12 protein-coding genes are annotated in these 13,208 nt (G+C 70.8%); 6 read left to right on the top strand and 6 right to left on the bottom strand.

Features of this window, described 5'->3' with window-relative positions:
* The first annotated feature begins 21 nt into the window (after positions 1–21).
* The 3 genes from ABD912_RS15455 to ABD912_RS15445 are packed head-to-tail and all read left to right on the top strand — an operon-like array spanning position 22 to position 2,713.
* On the top strand, positions 22–993 hold the full coding sequence (locus ABD912_RS15455) for a glucosyl-3-phosphoglycerate synthase (RefSeq protein WP_345152098.1): 972 nt from the start codon (positions 22–24) through the stop codon (positions 991–993).
* A complete protein-coding gene (gene folP / locus ABD912_RS15450) occupies positions 990–1,892 on the top strand; it encodes a dihydropteroate synthase (protein ID WP_345152096.1) in 903 nt (300 codons plus the stop codon). The genes ABD912_RS15455 and folP overlap by 4 nt, the downstream gene beginning before the upstream one ends.
* A gap of 44 nt (positions 1,893–1,936) precedes the next feature.
* Positions 1,937–2,713: a class III extradiol ring-cleavage dioxygenase family protein gene (locus ABD912_RS15445; RefSeq protein ID WP_345152095.1), complete on the top strand. Its 777-nt coding sequence runs from the start codon at positions 1,937–1,939 to the stop codon at positions 2,711–2,713.
* Here the strand turns inward: ABD912_RS15445 and ABD912_RS15440 are convergent.
* The 3 genes from ABD912_RS15440 to ABD912_RS15430 all read right to left on the bottom strand — a co-directional run bounded on the left by ABD912_RS15440 (position 2,662) and on the right by ABD912_RS15430 (position 6,348).
* Positions 2,662–3,672, bottom strand: a complete 1,011-nt coding sequence (locus ABD912_RS15440) for an ACT domain-containing protein (RefSeq protein ID WP_345152093.1) — start codon at positions 3,670–3,672, stop codon at positions 2,662–2,664. The genes ABD912_RS15445 and ABD912_RS15440 overlap by 52 nt on opposite strands.
* 105 nt (positions 3,673–3,777) lie before the next feature.
* Positions 3,778–5,301 carry a DHA2 family efflux MFS transporter permease subunit gene (locus ABD912_RS15435; protein ID WP_345152091.1) on the bottom strand — a complete coding sequence of 508 codons (1,524 nt, stop codon included), beginning with the start codon at positions 5,299–5,301 and terminating at the stop codon, positions 3,778–3,780.
* Positions 5,302–5,352: 51 nt separating this feature from the next.
* The gene (locus ABD912_RS15430; RefSeq protein WP_345152090.1) at positions 5,353–6,348 is read right to left on the bottom strand and encodes a PhzF family phenazine biosynthesis protein; all 996 of its coding nucleotides are present in this window, start codon (positions 6,346–6,348) and stop codon (positions 5,353–5,355) included.
* A gap of 134 nt (positions 6,349–6,482) precedes the next feature.
* Here ABD912_RS15430 and ABD912_RS15425 point away from each other — a divergent pair, with 134 nt between their 5' ends.
* Positions 6,483–6,878 (top strand): antibiotic biosynthesis monooxygenase family protein, encoded by a 396-nt coding sequence (locus tag ABD912_RS15425; protein WP_345152088.1) that lies wholly within the window; start codon positions 6,483–6,485, stop codon positions 6,876–6,878.
* A gap of 125 nt (positions 6,879–7,003) precedes the next feature.
* Entirely contained in the window at positions 7,004–8,170 is a 1,167-nt protein-coding gene (locus tag ABD912_RS15420) for a mechanosensitive ion channel family protein (protein WP_345152087.1), read from the top strand.
* Between the two features lie 84 nt (positions 8,171–8,254).
* Here the strand turns inward: ABD912_RS15420 and ABD912_RS15415 are convergent, their stop codons facing one another.
* The 3 genes from ABD912_RS15415 to ABD912_RS15405 all read right to left on the bottom strand — a co-directional run bounded on the left by ABD912_RS15415 (position 8,255) and on the right by ABD912_RS15405 (position 12,123).
* Entirely contained in the window at positions 8,255–8,920 is a 666-nt protein-coding gene (locus tag ABD912_RS15415; RefSeq protein WP_345152388.1) for a YqaJ viral recombinase family protein, read from the bottom strand.
* 99 nt (positions 8,921–9,019) lie between these two features.
* Positions 9,020–10,783, bottom strand: coding sequence for a CocE/NonD family hydrolase (locus ABD912_RS15410; RefSeq protein WP_345152086.1), 1,764 nt, complete (start codon positions 10,781–10,783; stop codon positions 9,020–9,022).
* Positions 10,780–12,123, bottom strand: coding sequence for an MFS transporter (locus tag ABD912_RS15405; RefSeq protein WP_345152085.1), 1,344 nt, complete (start codon positions 12,121–12,123; stop codon positions 10,780–10,782). The genes ABD912_RS15410 and ABD912_RS15405 overlap by 4 nt, the downstream gene beginning before the upstream one ends.
* Positions 12,124–12,294: 171 nt before the next feature.
* Between ABD912_RS15405 and ABD912_RS15400 the strand changes: the two genes are divergently transcribed.
* Complete coding sequence (locus ABD912_RS15400; RefSeq protein ID WP_345152084.1) at positions 12,295–13,200, top strand: PaaX family transcriptional regulator; 906 nt, start codon at positions 12,295–12,297, stop codon at positions 13,198–13,200.
* Positions 13,201–13,208: the final 8 nt, after the last annotated feature.

Here is a 13,208-nt window from a genome sequence, read left to right as displayed (position 1 = left end):
ACGGGCGGGAAGGACTTCTTGGTGCAACCGGTGACACGGGCCGCGTGGCCGTTGCCCCACACCTCGCACAGCGGCGACTGGCCGCTGGCGGGGCTGCTGGAGGCCAAGCGCGCCGCCGGAGTGGCGGTCAGCGTCGTCATCCCCGCCCGGAACGAGGAGAAGACCATCGCCGGGGTGGTTGGGGCGCTGCGCCGGGAGCTGGTGGACCGGGCGGGCCTGGTCGACGAACTGGTGGTCATCGACTCGGATTCGGTCGACGGCACCGCGGCCCGCGCCCGGGAAGCGGGGGCCACGGTCCACGCCGCGCGCGGCATCCTGCCCGAACTCGGAGCGCTCCCGGGCAAGGGCGAAGCCCTGTGGAAGTCGCTTTTCGTCACCACGGGCGAGATCCTGGTCTTCATCGACGCCGACCTCACCGAGTGGGGCGTGCACTTCGTGACCGGGCTGCTCGGCCCGATGCTCCACCTTCCGCGCGCCCAGCTGGTCAAGGGGTTCTACGACAGGGTATCGACGTACCAGGGGCAGGCCGCCGGCCTCGAGGGGGGCCGTGTCACGGAGCTGTTGGCGCGGCCGCTGCTGAACCTCTGGTGGCCCGAACTGGGCGGCCTGGTGCAGCCGCTTGCCGGGGAGTGGGCGGTGCGCAGGTCGCTGTTCGAGTCCATGGAGGTTCCCACCGGGTACGGCGTGGAGCTGGCAACCGTCCTTGAGGCCCACGCCCGCCACGGGCTGGCCGGGCTGGCGCAGGTGGACCTGGGGGCCCGCGCCCACAGCCACCAGAGCATCCACGACCTGTCCCTCATGGCCACCGAACTGCTGGCCGTGGCCGACCGGAAGCGGAACCGGCCGGCGGCCCAGGACGCCCCGCCCCACCTGGTCCAATTCAGTCGTGGCCCCGACGGAGCGGTCCGCCCCATCCGCCGCGACGTCCCGTCCGCCGTCCGCCCCAAGGCAACCGGCCTGGCGGCCTACCGAAGCAAGGAGCTCCACCGATGACCGCCGTCCGCACGTTCGCCCCGTCCCCGCGTCCGGCGGAGCTCAAGCTCCGCGGGGCCACCTTCGGCACCGACGAGCTGCTGACCATGGCGATCGTCAACCGGACCCCGGATTCCTTCTACGACCGCGGGGCGACATATGCCTTCGAAGCCGCCCTGGAGCGCGTCCACCAGGTGGTGGAGGAGGGCGCCGAAATCGTCGATATCGGCGGGGTCAAGGCAGCCCCCGGCGAAGAGGTCGGGGTGGCGGAGGAACTGCGCCGGACGGTGGAGTTCGTGGCCGCGGTCCGCGCAGCGCATCCGCGCCTGGTCATCAGCGTGGACACCTGGAGGCACGAGGTCGGCCGGGCGGTCTGCGAGGCCGGCGCAGACCTTCTCAACGATGCCTGGGGAGGGTGGGACCCGCGCCTGGTCGAGGTCGCGGCCGAATACGGTGCGGCCATCGTGTGCACGCATGCCGGCGGCGTGGCCCCGCGCACGCGCCCGCACCGGACCGGCTACGCCGACCTCACCGCCGATGTCCTGGATGGCGTCATGAAACTGGCGAACCGTGCCCTGGAGGCCGGCGTCGACCCGGCCAGCATCATCATCGACCCGGCCCACGACTTCGCCAAGAACACCCACCACTCGCTGGAGATCACCCGCAACCTGGATCGGCTGGTCGCGACCGGACTGCCGGTCCTGGTTTCCCTGTCCAACAAGGACTTCGTCGGAGAGACCCTCAACCTCCCCCTGGAGGAGCGCCTGACGGGAACGCTCGCGGCCACCGCCGTCGCGGCGTGGCAGGGGGCCCGCATCTTCCGGGTGCACGAGGCCGCCCAGACGCGCCAGACGCTCGACATGGTGGCCGCCATCCGCGGCACCCAGGCCCCCGCGCTGGCCCTGCGGGGACTCGCCTAGGCGCCGGTCCCCGGATCCTGCAATCGAAGTAAGGAAACCCCGCAATGCTTCTTGCCGCCGCCCTTGCTCCGCATCCGCCGCTGCTTTTCACCGAGCTGGTCGGCCCGCCCGGCGACCTGCCCGAGGCCGTGCGCTCCCTCCTGTCCAGCTGCACCCGTGCCGTGGAGAGGCTGGTGGCGTGCCGGCCGGAGACGATCGTGGTCATCGGCGCTGCGGAGGACAGCCGGGACTACGACCCCCGCGGCGCGCTGCCGGTCCACCGCTACGGGCCGCTGGCGGCGCCGGCCGCTGACGGCGCCGCGGTTGAGGAGGGCAGGGCGGAAGGGGCCGAGGTCCTGCCGCTCAGCCTGGGGGTGGGCTCCCGGCTGCTGGACCTGGCCGGATGGCGTGGCGAACGGCGGCTGGTGGGGCTGGCGGCGGACGCGCCGGCGGCCGAGTGCGCCGCGGCCGGGCGGGAGGCGGTGCGTGCGGGGCGCCGCGTCGCCGTCCTGGCGATGGGGGACGGCAGCGCCCGCCGCGGCCCCAAGGCACCGGGCCACCTGGACGGGCGGGCCGCGGAGTTCGACGCCGGGATCCTCAAGGCCCTGCGCGAGGCCGACGCCGGGACCCTGCTGGCGGTGGATCCGGCGCTGGCGCGCGAACTCCTGGCCGCGGGCCGGCCCGCCTGGCAGGCCCTGGCCGGTGCATCCGGTGCATCCGGTGCGGCCGGTGATACCGCCCAGGCGGTAAAGGCTGAGGTCCTCTACTCGGACGACCCCTATGGCGTGCACTACACCGTGGCGCTCTGGACGCCCTCGCCCTCGGCGGGGTCCGGCGAGTAGCCGGCGGACCCCTGCGGCTGGGCCGTCTCGGCGGCCCAGCGGGTGCGGGCCACCTGGACCGCCTCCGCCAGTTCGGCGAGGCGGTGGGCACGGGCGGATTCGGCGGGCGTGAACGGCTCGCCGGGACGGTGGGCCAGCAGGGGTTCCCCGCTGGCCGTGGGCAGGCGCAGCAGCGTCCCGGCCGCCCGGGCGGCCTCCAGCACCTCACGGGCGGGAAGGCCCGACGGCGGCGACCCCACTGGCGTCATCACGGGGGAGTTGCGGACCACGACGATTCCCGGCGCGTGGATCTCGGCGCCGAGCAGCTCGGACAGGGCCTCCGGCAGGGACTGCGGCTCGGCCGCGACGCGGGCGGCCAGGCCCAGGCTGCGGGTCTGCGCGTCCCCGAGGGCCATCGGGGAGGTCGGCCAGGCGGCCCCGTCCCGCGCCCCGGCCCCGTGCAGGGCGTCCACCAAGTCCTCCTCCTTCAGGCCGGCCGGGGCGGACAGCACCAGTTCGTCGAGGACCTGGGAGGTTTCGCCGCCGAGCGGATGCACGTGGATGACCAGGATGTTGGCGCCAACGACGGCGAGCCCGTGCGTGACGCGCTCCAGCGCCCCGGCCCGGTCCGGCAGGGTGAAGCGCACGCGCCACAGGGCCTGCGCCTCGTCGAGCACCTGGCGCCGCTTGAGCTCCGGGGCGTGGAGGAACCGGCGCAGCAGGCGGGCCGCCGACGGTTCGGCGACCCAGATGGCCAGTACCGTCGCGGTGACGGTCAGCAGCAGGACCTTCAGGAGCAGGGGCAGGTGCAGGCCGACGATCAGCGCGTGGACCGCGAGTTCCACGGGCAGGATCGCCGCGACCAGCGCCAGCGTGCGGCGCATCTGCGCCGGTTCGGGCAACTGCCCGCAGTCCGGGCACGCGAGGGGATGGCCGCGGTGGGGGCGGTGTGGGCGGGAGCTTCCGGTGAGCCGCTTCATGGCTCTAGCGTGCCCCCGCAGTGTCACCGCCGTGTTGCGTGCCGGTCACGCCGGTGTGAGGGTTCCGTTCCGGCCACGTGGCAGCGCGCCGGGGGAAAGGGGCGGCTATGCGGGCGGCTTGCGGAGGAAGAGGCAGACCAGGCCGGCCGCCACCGCGGCCAGGCCCGGCAGCAGCAGTGACTGGCCGAGGGCGCTGCTGAAGGCGGCCTGCAGGAAGTCCGGGACGGCATGGCCCAGCGTGGATTCCGCGCCGTGTGCCAGGAGAGTGTCCGGGGAAGCGCCGATGTCCTGGGCATGCTGTGCGACGGCGGCCGTGGACTCGGCCGCGATCCGCGACTCCATGAGTGCGGCGATCAGGGCCGAGCCCAGCACCGACCCGACCTGCCGCATGGTGTTGTACACACCCGACCCCGCGCCGGCGTCGGCCGGACCGAGGTTCCGCGTGGCCGAGAAGGACACCGAAGGCCAGATGAACGCACCGCCCAGGCCCATGGTGAGCGGCGGCAGCAACAGCAGCCAGTACGGGGTGCCGGGCCCGATCAGCAGGCCGTAGGCGATGATCGAGACGCCCAGCAGCAGGAAGCCCGGCACCGCCATCAGCTTGGGATCAATCCGATTCACCGCCCGCCCCGCCACGGGCGCCAGCGCTGCGGAGACTACGGCCATCGGGGCAAGCATCAGGGCCGACAGCGTCGGACTCAGGCCGCGCACGGACTGGAGGTAGAGCACGATGGGGAAGCTCATCGAAACCACCGTCAGTCCCATCCCGGTGATGGCGACGTTGGCCAGGGAGAAGTTGCGATCGTGGAAAAGGCGCAGCGGGATCAGCGGTTCGCCCCGGGTGTAATGCTGCCGGAGGATGAAGAGCACCATCACGGCGAGGCCGGCCGCCAGCAGGTGCCACACGCCCACCCCGCCGGCTATCACGCCCCAGTCGTAGCTGTTGCCTTCCTGGATGCCGAAGACGATCAGGAACATCGCCACCGAGGACAGCGCCACGCCCAGCCAGTCGATGCGGTGCGCATGCCGTTCCAGTTGCGGCACCTTGGCCATCGCGCGCCAGAACGCCAGGATTCCCACCGGGACATTGACGAAGAAGATCCACTCCCACCCGAGGGTGTCCACCAGGACGCCGCCGAGGACCGGTCCCACCAGGGTGGCGATGCCGGCCACGGCCCCCCACAGTCCGATCGCCGGGCCGCGCCGCTGTGCCGGGAACATCCGGGTGATCACCGTCATCGTCTGCGGGCTCATCAGGGCGGCACCGAGGCCCTGGACGACGCGGGCGGCGATCAGCAACCCGATGCTGGAAGACAGCCCGCACCACAGGGATGCCGCGGTGAAAACCGCAAGCCCGGCCAGGTACACGTTTTTGGGCCCGTACCGGTCCCCGAGCCTGCCGGTGACCAGCAGCGGAACCGCGAAGGCCAGCAGGTAGGCGCTGTTCACCCAGACCACGCCCGTGATGCCGGTTTCCAGCCCGCGCATGATGGCGGGCATGGCCGTGGACACGATCGTGGTGTCCACCAGGATCATGAAGAAGCCGATGGCCACCGCCCACAGGGCGCCCCACGCGGCCTTGCTCGCGTTTGTCTCCCAGGGGTCCGCCGACCGCGCCGCTGTGCTCACCGCCCGAGCCTACTAGAGCCGGTTCGGAGCCGACGTGGAGCCCGGTAGGCGCTACCCGGTGCGCACCGTTCCGTCGATGCAGGTCACGGCCTCTCCCGCGATCCAGATCCCCTCGGCATCCGTGGACACCTCGATGAGTCCGGCGCGGCCCAGGCGGGTGCCTTGGCGCACGGTGTAGTGCTCCGGGGCGAGGCCGTCGCGGGTGAGCCAAACGGCGAAGCCGGCGTTGAGGCTGCCGGTGGCCGGATCCTCCGGGAACCCCTCGCCCGGAACGAACGCGCGCACCTCGAAGTCGGCCGGGGCGGAGGCGACGGCCGACTGGAACGCGGCGGCGGTGACCGGCAGGCCCGCGGTGTCCGGGGCCGGCAGTGGCTCGAGTTCGGCCCGGGCCCCCTTGCGGCGCGCGGTGCGGGCGGCTCCCCGGTACCGGCCCGTGTGCGCGCCGTGGGAGGCGTGCGGGCCGATCACCCCCACCTCCAGGCCCTCCAGGACCGCGAAGTCAGGCTCCAGGGCCAGCACCGTGTCGGCGTCGCGCAGCATCAGCCCGGCCCATTGCGGGCCGTTGGCGATCCACTGGTGGGCCACCACGTCGGCGCGCGCCAGGCCGAGCCCGGACAGGGCCCACTCCAGCACGTCGTCCTCGAGCGGGCCGGTGCGCACCAGAGGCGGCGCCTTCAGCGCCAGCCAGTGCCCGTCGTCGTCCGCGGCGTGCGCGCGGACCTCGATCAGGCCCGCCGGGCACTCCTGGACCACGACGCCGGGACGGGACGGGACGCCGCCGGCCTCCAGCCAGGCGTGGGCCGTGCCGAGCGTGGGATGGCCGGCGAACGGCAGTTCCGTGGTGGTGGTGAAGATCCGCACCCGGTAGTCGGCGCCGGGCTGGGTGGGCCGCAGGACAAACGTGGTTTCCGCCAGGTTCATCCAGTTGGCGAAGCGGAGCATCTCCTCGTCGGCCATCCCGTCCGCATCCAGGACGACGGCGAGGGCGTTTCCGTAGTACGGGGTCGCGGTGAAGACATCGACCTGCTTGTAGGGGCGCAGACTCATGGGAGCCATGGTGGCACATCCGGCGCGGCCGATCGGGTCATCCGGCGCCGCGGGCCGAGTCGACCGGCACCGCCAGCCACGTCAATCTGCGCAATCCGCTTCCGGCCCGGTGCGAGGTTTGGCAGGCTGGGTCCATGAGTGTCATCAAGATCAATGCCATCACCGTCCCCGCCGACTCCGGCGACGAGCTCGCCCGCCGTTTCGCCGCCCGCGCCGGCGCCGTCGACAACGCCCCCGGCTTCGAGGGCTTCGAGCTGCTCCAACCCACCGACGGCCGGAACGTCTGGCTGGTGCTGACCCGCTGGGCCGACGAGGAATCCTTCGACGCCTGGACCAAGTCCCGCGCCTTCGGCCAGGGGCACGGCCAGGAACAGGGGCGCGGCCAAGAGCAGGGTGGGGCGCAGGGCGAGGGGAACCGTGAGGAAGGTCACGGCGGCGAGGGCCACGGCGGGGCGCGCAAGCCCATCGGGCTCGGTGCCGAACTGTGGTCCTACCAGGTGGCCGACCTTTCCGCACCCCGCCCTGAGTAGCGGGAACACGGCTCCGGGCGGGCTGGCCGCGGTGGCGGCGGGTTCTCCCGGAGCGTTCCCTTCAGAAGCCACCGGGTCACGTTTCGATTAAGGTTTTACCCAGTTTCGTATGGAACGCTGGAGCAATGCTTGCCCTTGCCTCCACCCCGGTGCCGCCCACGCCGGCGCCTTCCGGGGACCCCCTGATCCCAGAAGACAGCCTGACACCCACCGTCAACGACGTCGTCGGAGACCTGACCCAGGCCGCCGGCACCGACTCGCTGCCGGAACCGTTCCGCCCCTGGTTCGCGGTCATCATTGCGGTGATCGCTTCCGTCCTGATCGTGACCATCGCGTTCACGGCCCTCGGCGGCGTGCTGCGCAAGCACCCCACGCTGCGCACGGACACCGCGAAGGCCCGAGTGCCAGCGACCCTGGTGCTGTCCTTCGTGGGGTCGCTGAGCGCGCTGGAAGTCACCGTGCCGGATGCTCCATGGCGCACGCTCGTGGACTTCCTGCTCCTGGCCGGGCTCATCTGCAGCATCGCCTGGCTGGCGACGGTGCTGCTGCACCTGCTGGAGGCGGGGCTGCTGGCGAAGTACCGCAATGACCTCTCCAACGAGCGCCGGATCGCCAAGGTGCGCACCCAGGTCTCGCTGCTGCGGCACGTGGCCATCGCCGTCGTAATGGTGCTCGCGGTGGCGGGCATCCTGCTGCTGATCCCGCAGGTGCGGGCACTCGGCGCCGGTATCCTCGCCTCCGCCGGTCTGATCTCCGTCGTCGCCGGTCTGGCCGTGCAGAGCACCCTGGCCAACGTCTTCGCCGGCCTGCAGATCGCCTTCACCGACGCGATCCGGGTGGACGACACCGTGCTGGTGGAGACCCAGCAGGGCCGGATCGAGGAGATCACGCTCACCTACGTCGTGGTCGCGATGCCGGACGGGCGGCGCATGATCCTGCCCTCGACCTACTTCACGTCCACCCCGTTCGAGAACTGGTCCCGCGGGACCGCGGAGCTGAACGGCAACGTGCTGCTTGACCTGAACTGGAACGCCCCGGTGGACACGATCCGCCACCGCCTGACGCAGCTGCTGGAGGCCACCGACCTGTGGGACGGGCGCGTGGGCGTCCTCAACGTCACCGACGCGATTGCGGGCGTGCTCAAGGTGACGATCACCGTCAGCGCCCGCAACTCCGCGGACCTGGCGGACCTGCGCAACTACGTGCGCGAGAAGCTGGTGCATGACCTGCAGACCAAGTACCCGGAGGCGTTGCCGGCACCGGTGGCGCAGGTGGCGGGCGCGAAGAAGTAGAGCCCCCTATCGGGGCAAGACGACGGCGGCGGCGGGGTATTCCCGCCGCCGCCTTTGCGTGTGGGGCGGTTCGGTGGCGGCCGGTCAGTACCGGCTGAGGGCCGCGGGTCGGTAGTCCTCGCGTTCCCGGGCGCGGGCGGTGCGCCGGCGCAGCTCCTCGACCAGCCGGTCGGCCATCCCGACCAGGGCGCGGATCTGTTCCTCGTCGCGATCGACCCAGCGGCACAGGGGTTCGGCGTGGACCGGGACGAAGTCCTCGTGCTGCTCCCAGACCACCAGCGTGCGTTCCGCGCCGAGGACGTACTGCTGCCACCAGACCTGGCGCAGGTAGTGGCGCGGGATGGACCGCCAAGCCTTGTTGGTGGTCTTGATTTCGGCCAGCTCCACGCGGCCGCCGGGGCGCAGGGCGATGCCGTCCGGGGTCGCCAGATGCAGCCGCTGGCCGTGCGCGTGGAAGAGTTGGGTGCTGGGAACGATCCCATGGTGCTCGCGGACCCAGTCGGCGATCACCGGTTCGCGGGCCTTGCCGTGGTCCGTCCAGGAGTTGCCGGAAAAACCGGACCCGTGGAGCTTGGCGTGGGCCGCGGCCTCGATGCTGCGCGGGGTGGACAGCTTGGCGACGTCGGTGGCCGTGATGCCCTGCGAGCGCGCCCGCAGCCACCCGATGCGGTTGCTGGAGTCCGCCACGATGCGCAGCCTGAAATCCGTGGTTTTTGGAGCGGGGGAGGGGGCGGGGAGTTCAGGCTGCACGGAAGTCACCGGCCCATTCTTCCTCCCCTCCCCGGCGCGGGGCGAATGCGGCGCGCCCTGCCCCGCCGCATTCGCCGCGCTTGCCCCGCTTCCCTCCGCCTATGGCCGGTGCGTCAGGGGGCCGCCGGACAGGGTGCCCAGGCTGATCCTGCTGGGGGTATCGCCCCCGAGCATGATGCGCTGGCGGGCAACAACCGGCACGGATGAGTCTGCCGCGCGGACACCGGTATTGAGGTTTCGGTCCCAGCGGGGATGGCAGCTGGAGGTCACCTGGATCCTGATGCTGTCGCCGGCCTGGAACGTGCAGGCGGTCGACCACAGGCTGATGCTGAACTCCTCCGGTTGGCCGGGGACGAGTGGACGCGGAGGCGGCCCTGCGCGGAAGACCCCGTCGCCGGCGCAGGCATCCCGCCACGACGCGCGGACAATGCCGTCGGCGAGCCCGATGGAGCGGCCGTCGGGAGTGACCCGGCACAGGCGGACGACGAAGTCCGTGTCCACCGCGCTGGAGTTTGCGAACAGGGTTGCCGTCACTTCCCCGAAGACCGTCAGCGGTTCCTCCAGCGGGGAAGTCGAGAAGACGAGCACGTCATCGCGGCTTTCGACGGCACCTTGTTCCGCGGGACCGGCAAGGTCGGCCCCGAGGTGCATGGTGGCGCCTCCGGTGGTGGGAACGGGGTCGAGCGGGTCGTAGGAGTATTCCTCCGCGCCGGATATCCCCGGCGAGGCCTGCAGCGAGCCGTGCCGGCCGAGAAACAGGTCCAGACGGGAGTCCGGTTCGGGCAGTTCATCGAAGGCCCGCCAGCGGTTCTCGCCCATGAAGTAGACGAGGACGTCCGGCATCTCCGGTTCGGGCCCTTCGTTGAGCACATGTTCGAACCAGCGGGCATGGATCGAGGACAGATCCCCCAGGCCATTGACCGCCGCCGAGGAAGCCGTGGCGCCGAACGCGACATCGGGGAAGATCCCCGTGAAATTGGTGTGGCTCCACGGCCCCAGGATGAGGCGGGGACGGGGCGCGGCATTCCTGCCGGACGCCTCCAGTTGGGTGCGGTACTGCGCCAAGGTATTGGGGAGGAAGATGTCGAACCATCCCCCGATGTGAAGCGTGGGAAGCGGGACGGGTTCGCGCACGGGCCAGTCCCACGCCCGGGAGAGTTCCCCGCCGGGATCCTCGCTGGCTGAAGGGAGGATCACGGACTGCAGGAATCCGTTGGCCTGGGACTTCAGTTCGTTGAGCGGAAGGGTCGCATAGGCCGAACCGTCCGCGAAGCGGGCGTCCAGTTCGTTCCAGATGTCGAGCTCGCGGGCAAGGCGTGCCGGATCACCCTCGCATTCGCGGCGGATCTCCTCGAGGCCGATGGAGCCCTGTCCCCAGGAGAGCCGGGTCCCCAGTTCGAAGGCTCCTCCGCGGAAGAGCGCCCCGTTGTCCGCGTTCCCGGCAGCGCAGATGCCCGGCGCCAGGGCGGCCAGGCCCTGGGGGCGCCGGCGCGCGGCCCGCCATTGCGTTTCGGCAAAGTAGGACCGTCCCCACATTCCCACCCTCCCGGAGGAATAGGGCAGGTTCGCCGCCCACTCGACGGTTTCGGCGCCGTCGTCGGCCTCATGTTCCGCCGGCGTGAAGGTGCCGTCGGAACCGTGCCGGCCGCGGACATCCTGCAGGATGACGATGAATCCGCCGGCGGCAACCGTTGCCGGGTTGAGGTATGCGGAGTTGACGGCGAGGTCCCGTCCGTAGGGGGTGCGGGTAAGGAGGACGGGGAACCGGCCGGGAGCGTCCGGACGGTACACGGTTGAGCGGAGGACCGCTCCGTCACTCAGCCGCATCTCGACGTCGGCCTCAATCAGGACCTGGCGTTTCATGCGTTCGCACCGGCCTTCAGGCCAAGGTCTTCGGTGGCCGTGCGGTACGTCTCCCGGACGAAGACGAGGGCGACAAAGGCCGAGACGAGGCAGCAGGCCGCCGTGAAGATCGCCACCGGCAACCAGCCGCCGGGCCCGGGGCGGACGATGGCCGCGGCGATGGTCGGCGCGAAGCCGGTCAGGATGAGGCCCAGCTGGGAGGAAATCGCGGCGCCGGAGTAGCGGATCCGGGTTTCGAACATCTCCGCGACCATCGCCGGTCCGAGCGGGTTGACCATGGCGTAGCCGACGGACATGAGCACGATTCCGGTGACGAAGACGAGCGGGATGTTTGAAGTGGAGACGGCCCAGAAGTATGCAAAGACCGCTGCGGCGCACGTCAGGTTTCCGGTGATGAAGACGGGTTTGCGGCCTATGCGGTCAGCGAGGATTCCAAAGAGCGGCTGGACTCCGACGCTCAGTGCCGCGGTGACGATGGTGACGGCAAGCATGACGCTTCCGGGCACCAACTGCTCCTTCGCCGCGTAGGAGAGGCTGAAAGCGGAGAAGATCGATGAGACCACCGCCCAAACCCCGAACGCCATCACTTTCAGGACCGTGCGCCAGTGGTCGCGAACAACCACCTTGACGGGAAGTTCGAGTGCTTCCTTGTTCTCGAGTTCGTGCTCGAAGACCTCGGCCTCGGGCAGCCGGCGGCGGATGACGAAGCCGGCTGCCGCGACCAGGACGCTCGCCAGGAACGGGATGCGCCAGCCCCAGGAAAGCAGTTGCTCCTGCGGCATCAAGGAGACAAGGAGGAACGCGAGCGAAGCGAGGGTGATGCCGGCTGCCGCTCCGGTGTTGACCCAGCTTGCGAAGAACGCGCGCCTGTTGGCCGGCGCATGTTCAAGGGAGATGGTCACGGCACCCACGGATTCGCCGGCTGCCGAGATTCCCTGCAGGACGCGCAGCAGAACCAGGAGCACGGGAGCGGCCGCTCCGATGGCAGCCGTGGGGGGAAGGCATCCGATCAGGAACGTGGCAAGGCCCATGCTGACCAGGGTGAAAACGAGCATCTGCTTGCGCCCGACACGGTCGCCGAAGTGGCCGATCACTCCCGCGGCGAGCGGGCGCACGACGTAGCCGATGCCGATGGTGGCCATGGACAGGATCTGCCCGAGCGCAGGGTCGATGCCGGGGAAGAAGATCTTGTTGAAAACGAGGGCGGAAGCAGCGCCGTAGATGAAGAAGTCGTAGTACTCCAGCGTGCTGCCGACGAAGCTGGCGACGGCGGCCTTGCGGGCGTGGCGGCCCGTGGGCGGCGCGATCGCGGGGGCGGTGCTCGTGGGACCTGCGGTCATTGCGGATCTCCTGCTAGGTGCTTGGGGAACGGGCGGAGCGCGCCTGGCCGGCCGCGGCATCGATGCCGGGAAGCGGGTTAGTGGCGTGGATCACCCCGCAAATATGATTGCTTTAAAACAAGCGAACGTCAATAAAAGTGCAAAGTTTCTGGAATGGGTGAGACTGGGACTGTGCGAAACAGCGGAGAACGACCAACCGGCCTCGCGGCAGTGGACTTTCCACGCCCCCAGCGCGGCAACGCCAGCCAGCACCTGCTGGTCACGCTGCTGGCCGAGTTCTGGAGGAAGACCGACCTGTGGCTTCCCGCCCGGGTGGTGGTGAAGCTCGCCGAGGACGTCGGCCTCAGCCGGTCGGCGGTCACCACCGCACTGAGCCGGCTCGCCGCGCGGGGCGTCCTGGAGAACGACGGCGGCGGCAGGGCCTCCCGGTACCGGTTCACGGCCGCGGCGCGGGACCGGTTGGTGGTGGGCCATCAACAGGTCACCGAATTCGGCGATCCACGGTTCGGTTGGGACCGGCACTGGACGGCAATCGCGTTCTCCGTGCCCGAGACGGAGCGGGACGTCAGGGAGGCCTTCCGGGCCAGGCTGAAATGGCTCGGATTCGCACCCGTCTACGGAGCGCTGTGGTTCTCCCCCCGGGACCGCGTGGCCCAGGTGGCGGAAACCGCTCAAGGGTACGGAGTGGAGGACTTCATGGCCTTCCGTGTCGAGGACACCGCCCTCGAAGGGCGCCGGCCGGCGCTCGCCGCCAGCGAGGACCTGCCGGCGCGCTACGCGGCGTTCGCGGACAGGAACGAAGGCCGGCTCAAGAGGCTCCGCCAGCCGGATGCGGACCACCGGGAGGCGTTCCGCATGCGCATCGAGGCCATGGACGAATGGCGGGCCTTTCCCTGGGACGACCCGGGCATGCCGTACGAACTGCTTCCCGCCGACTGGCCCTTGGCCCGCGCCCGCTCAACGTTCGTCGACGTCTACCGCGCCACCGCCGAACGCGCCGAGCGCTACCTCCACACCGTCCTGGCGGAATCGGCCCCGGACGCCGTGCCGGGCATCAAACTGCCGGAGGGCCCCTAGGCGCCGGC

This window comes from Arthrobacter ginkgonis (assembly GCF_039540195.1).
Taxonomy (GTDB): domain Bacteria; phylum Actinomycetota; class Actinomycetes; order Actinomycetales; family Micrococcaceae; genus Zafaria; species Zafaria ginkgonis.
The sequence above is the reverse complement of the archived record's forward strand: the minus strand, read 5'-3'. Positions and strand labels throughout refer to the sequence as shown.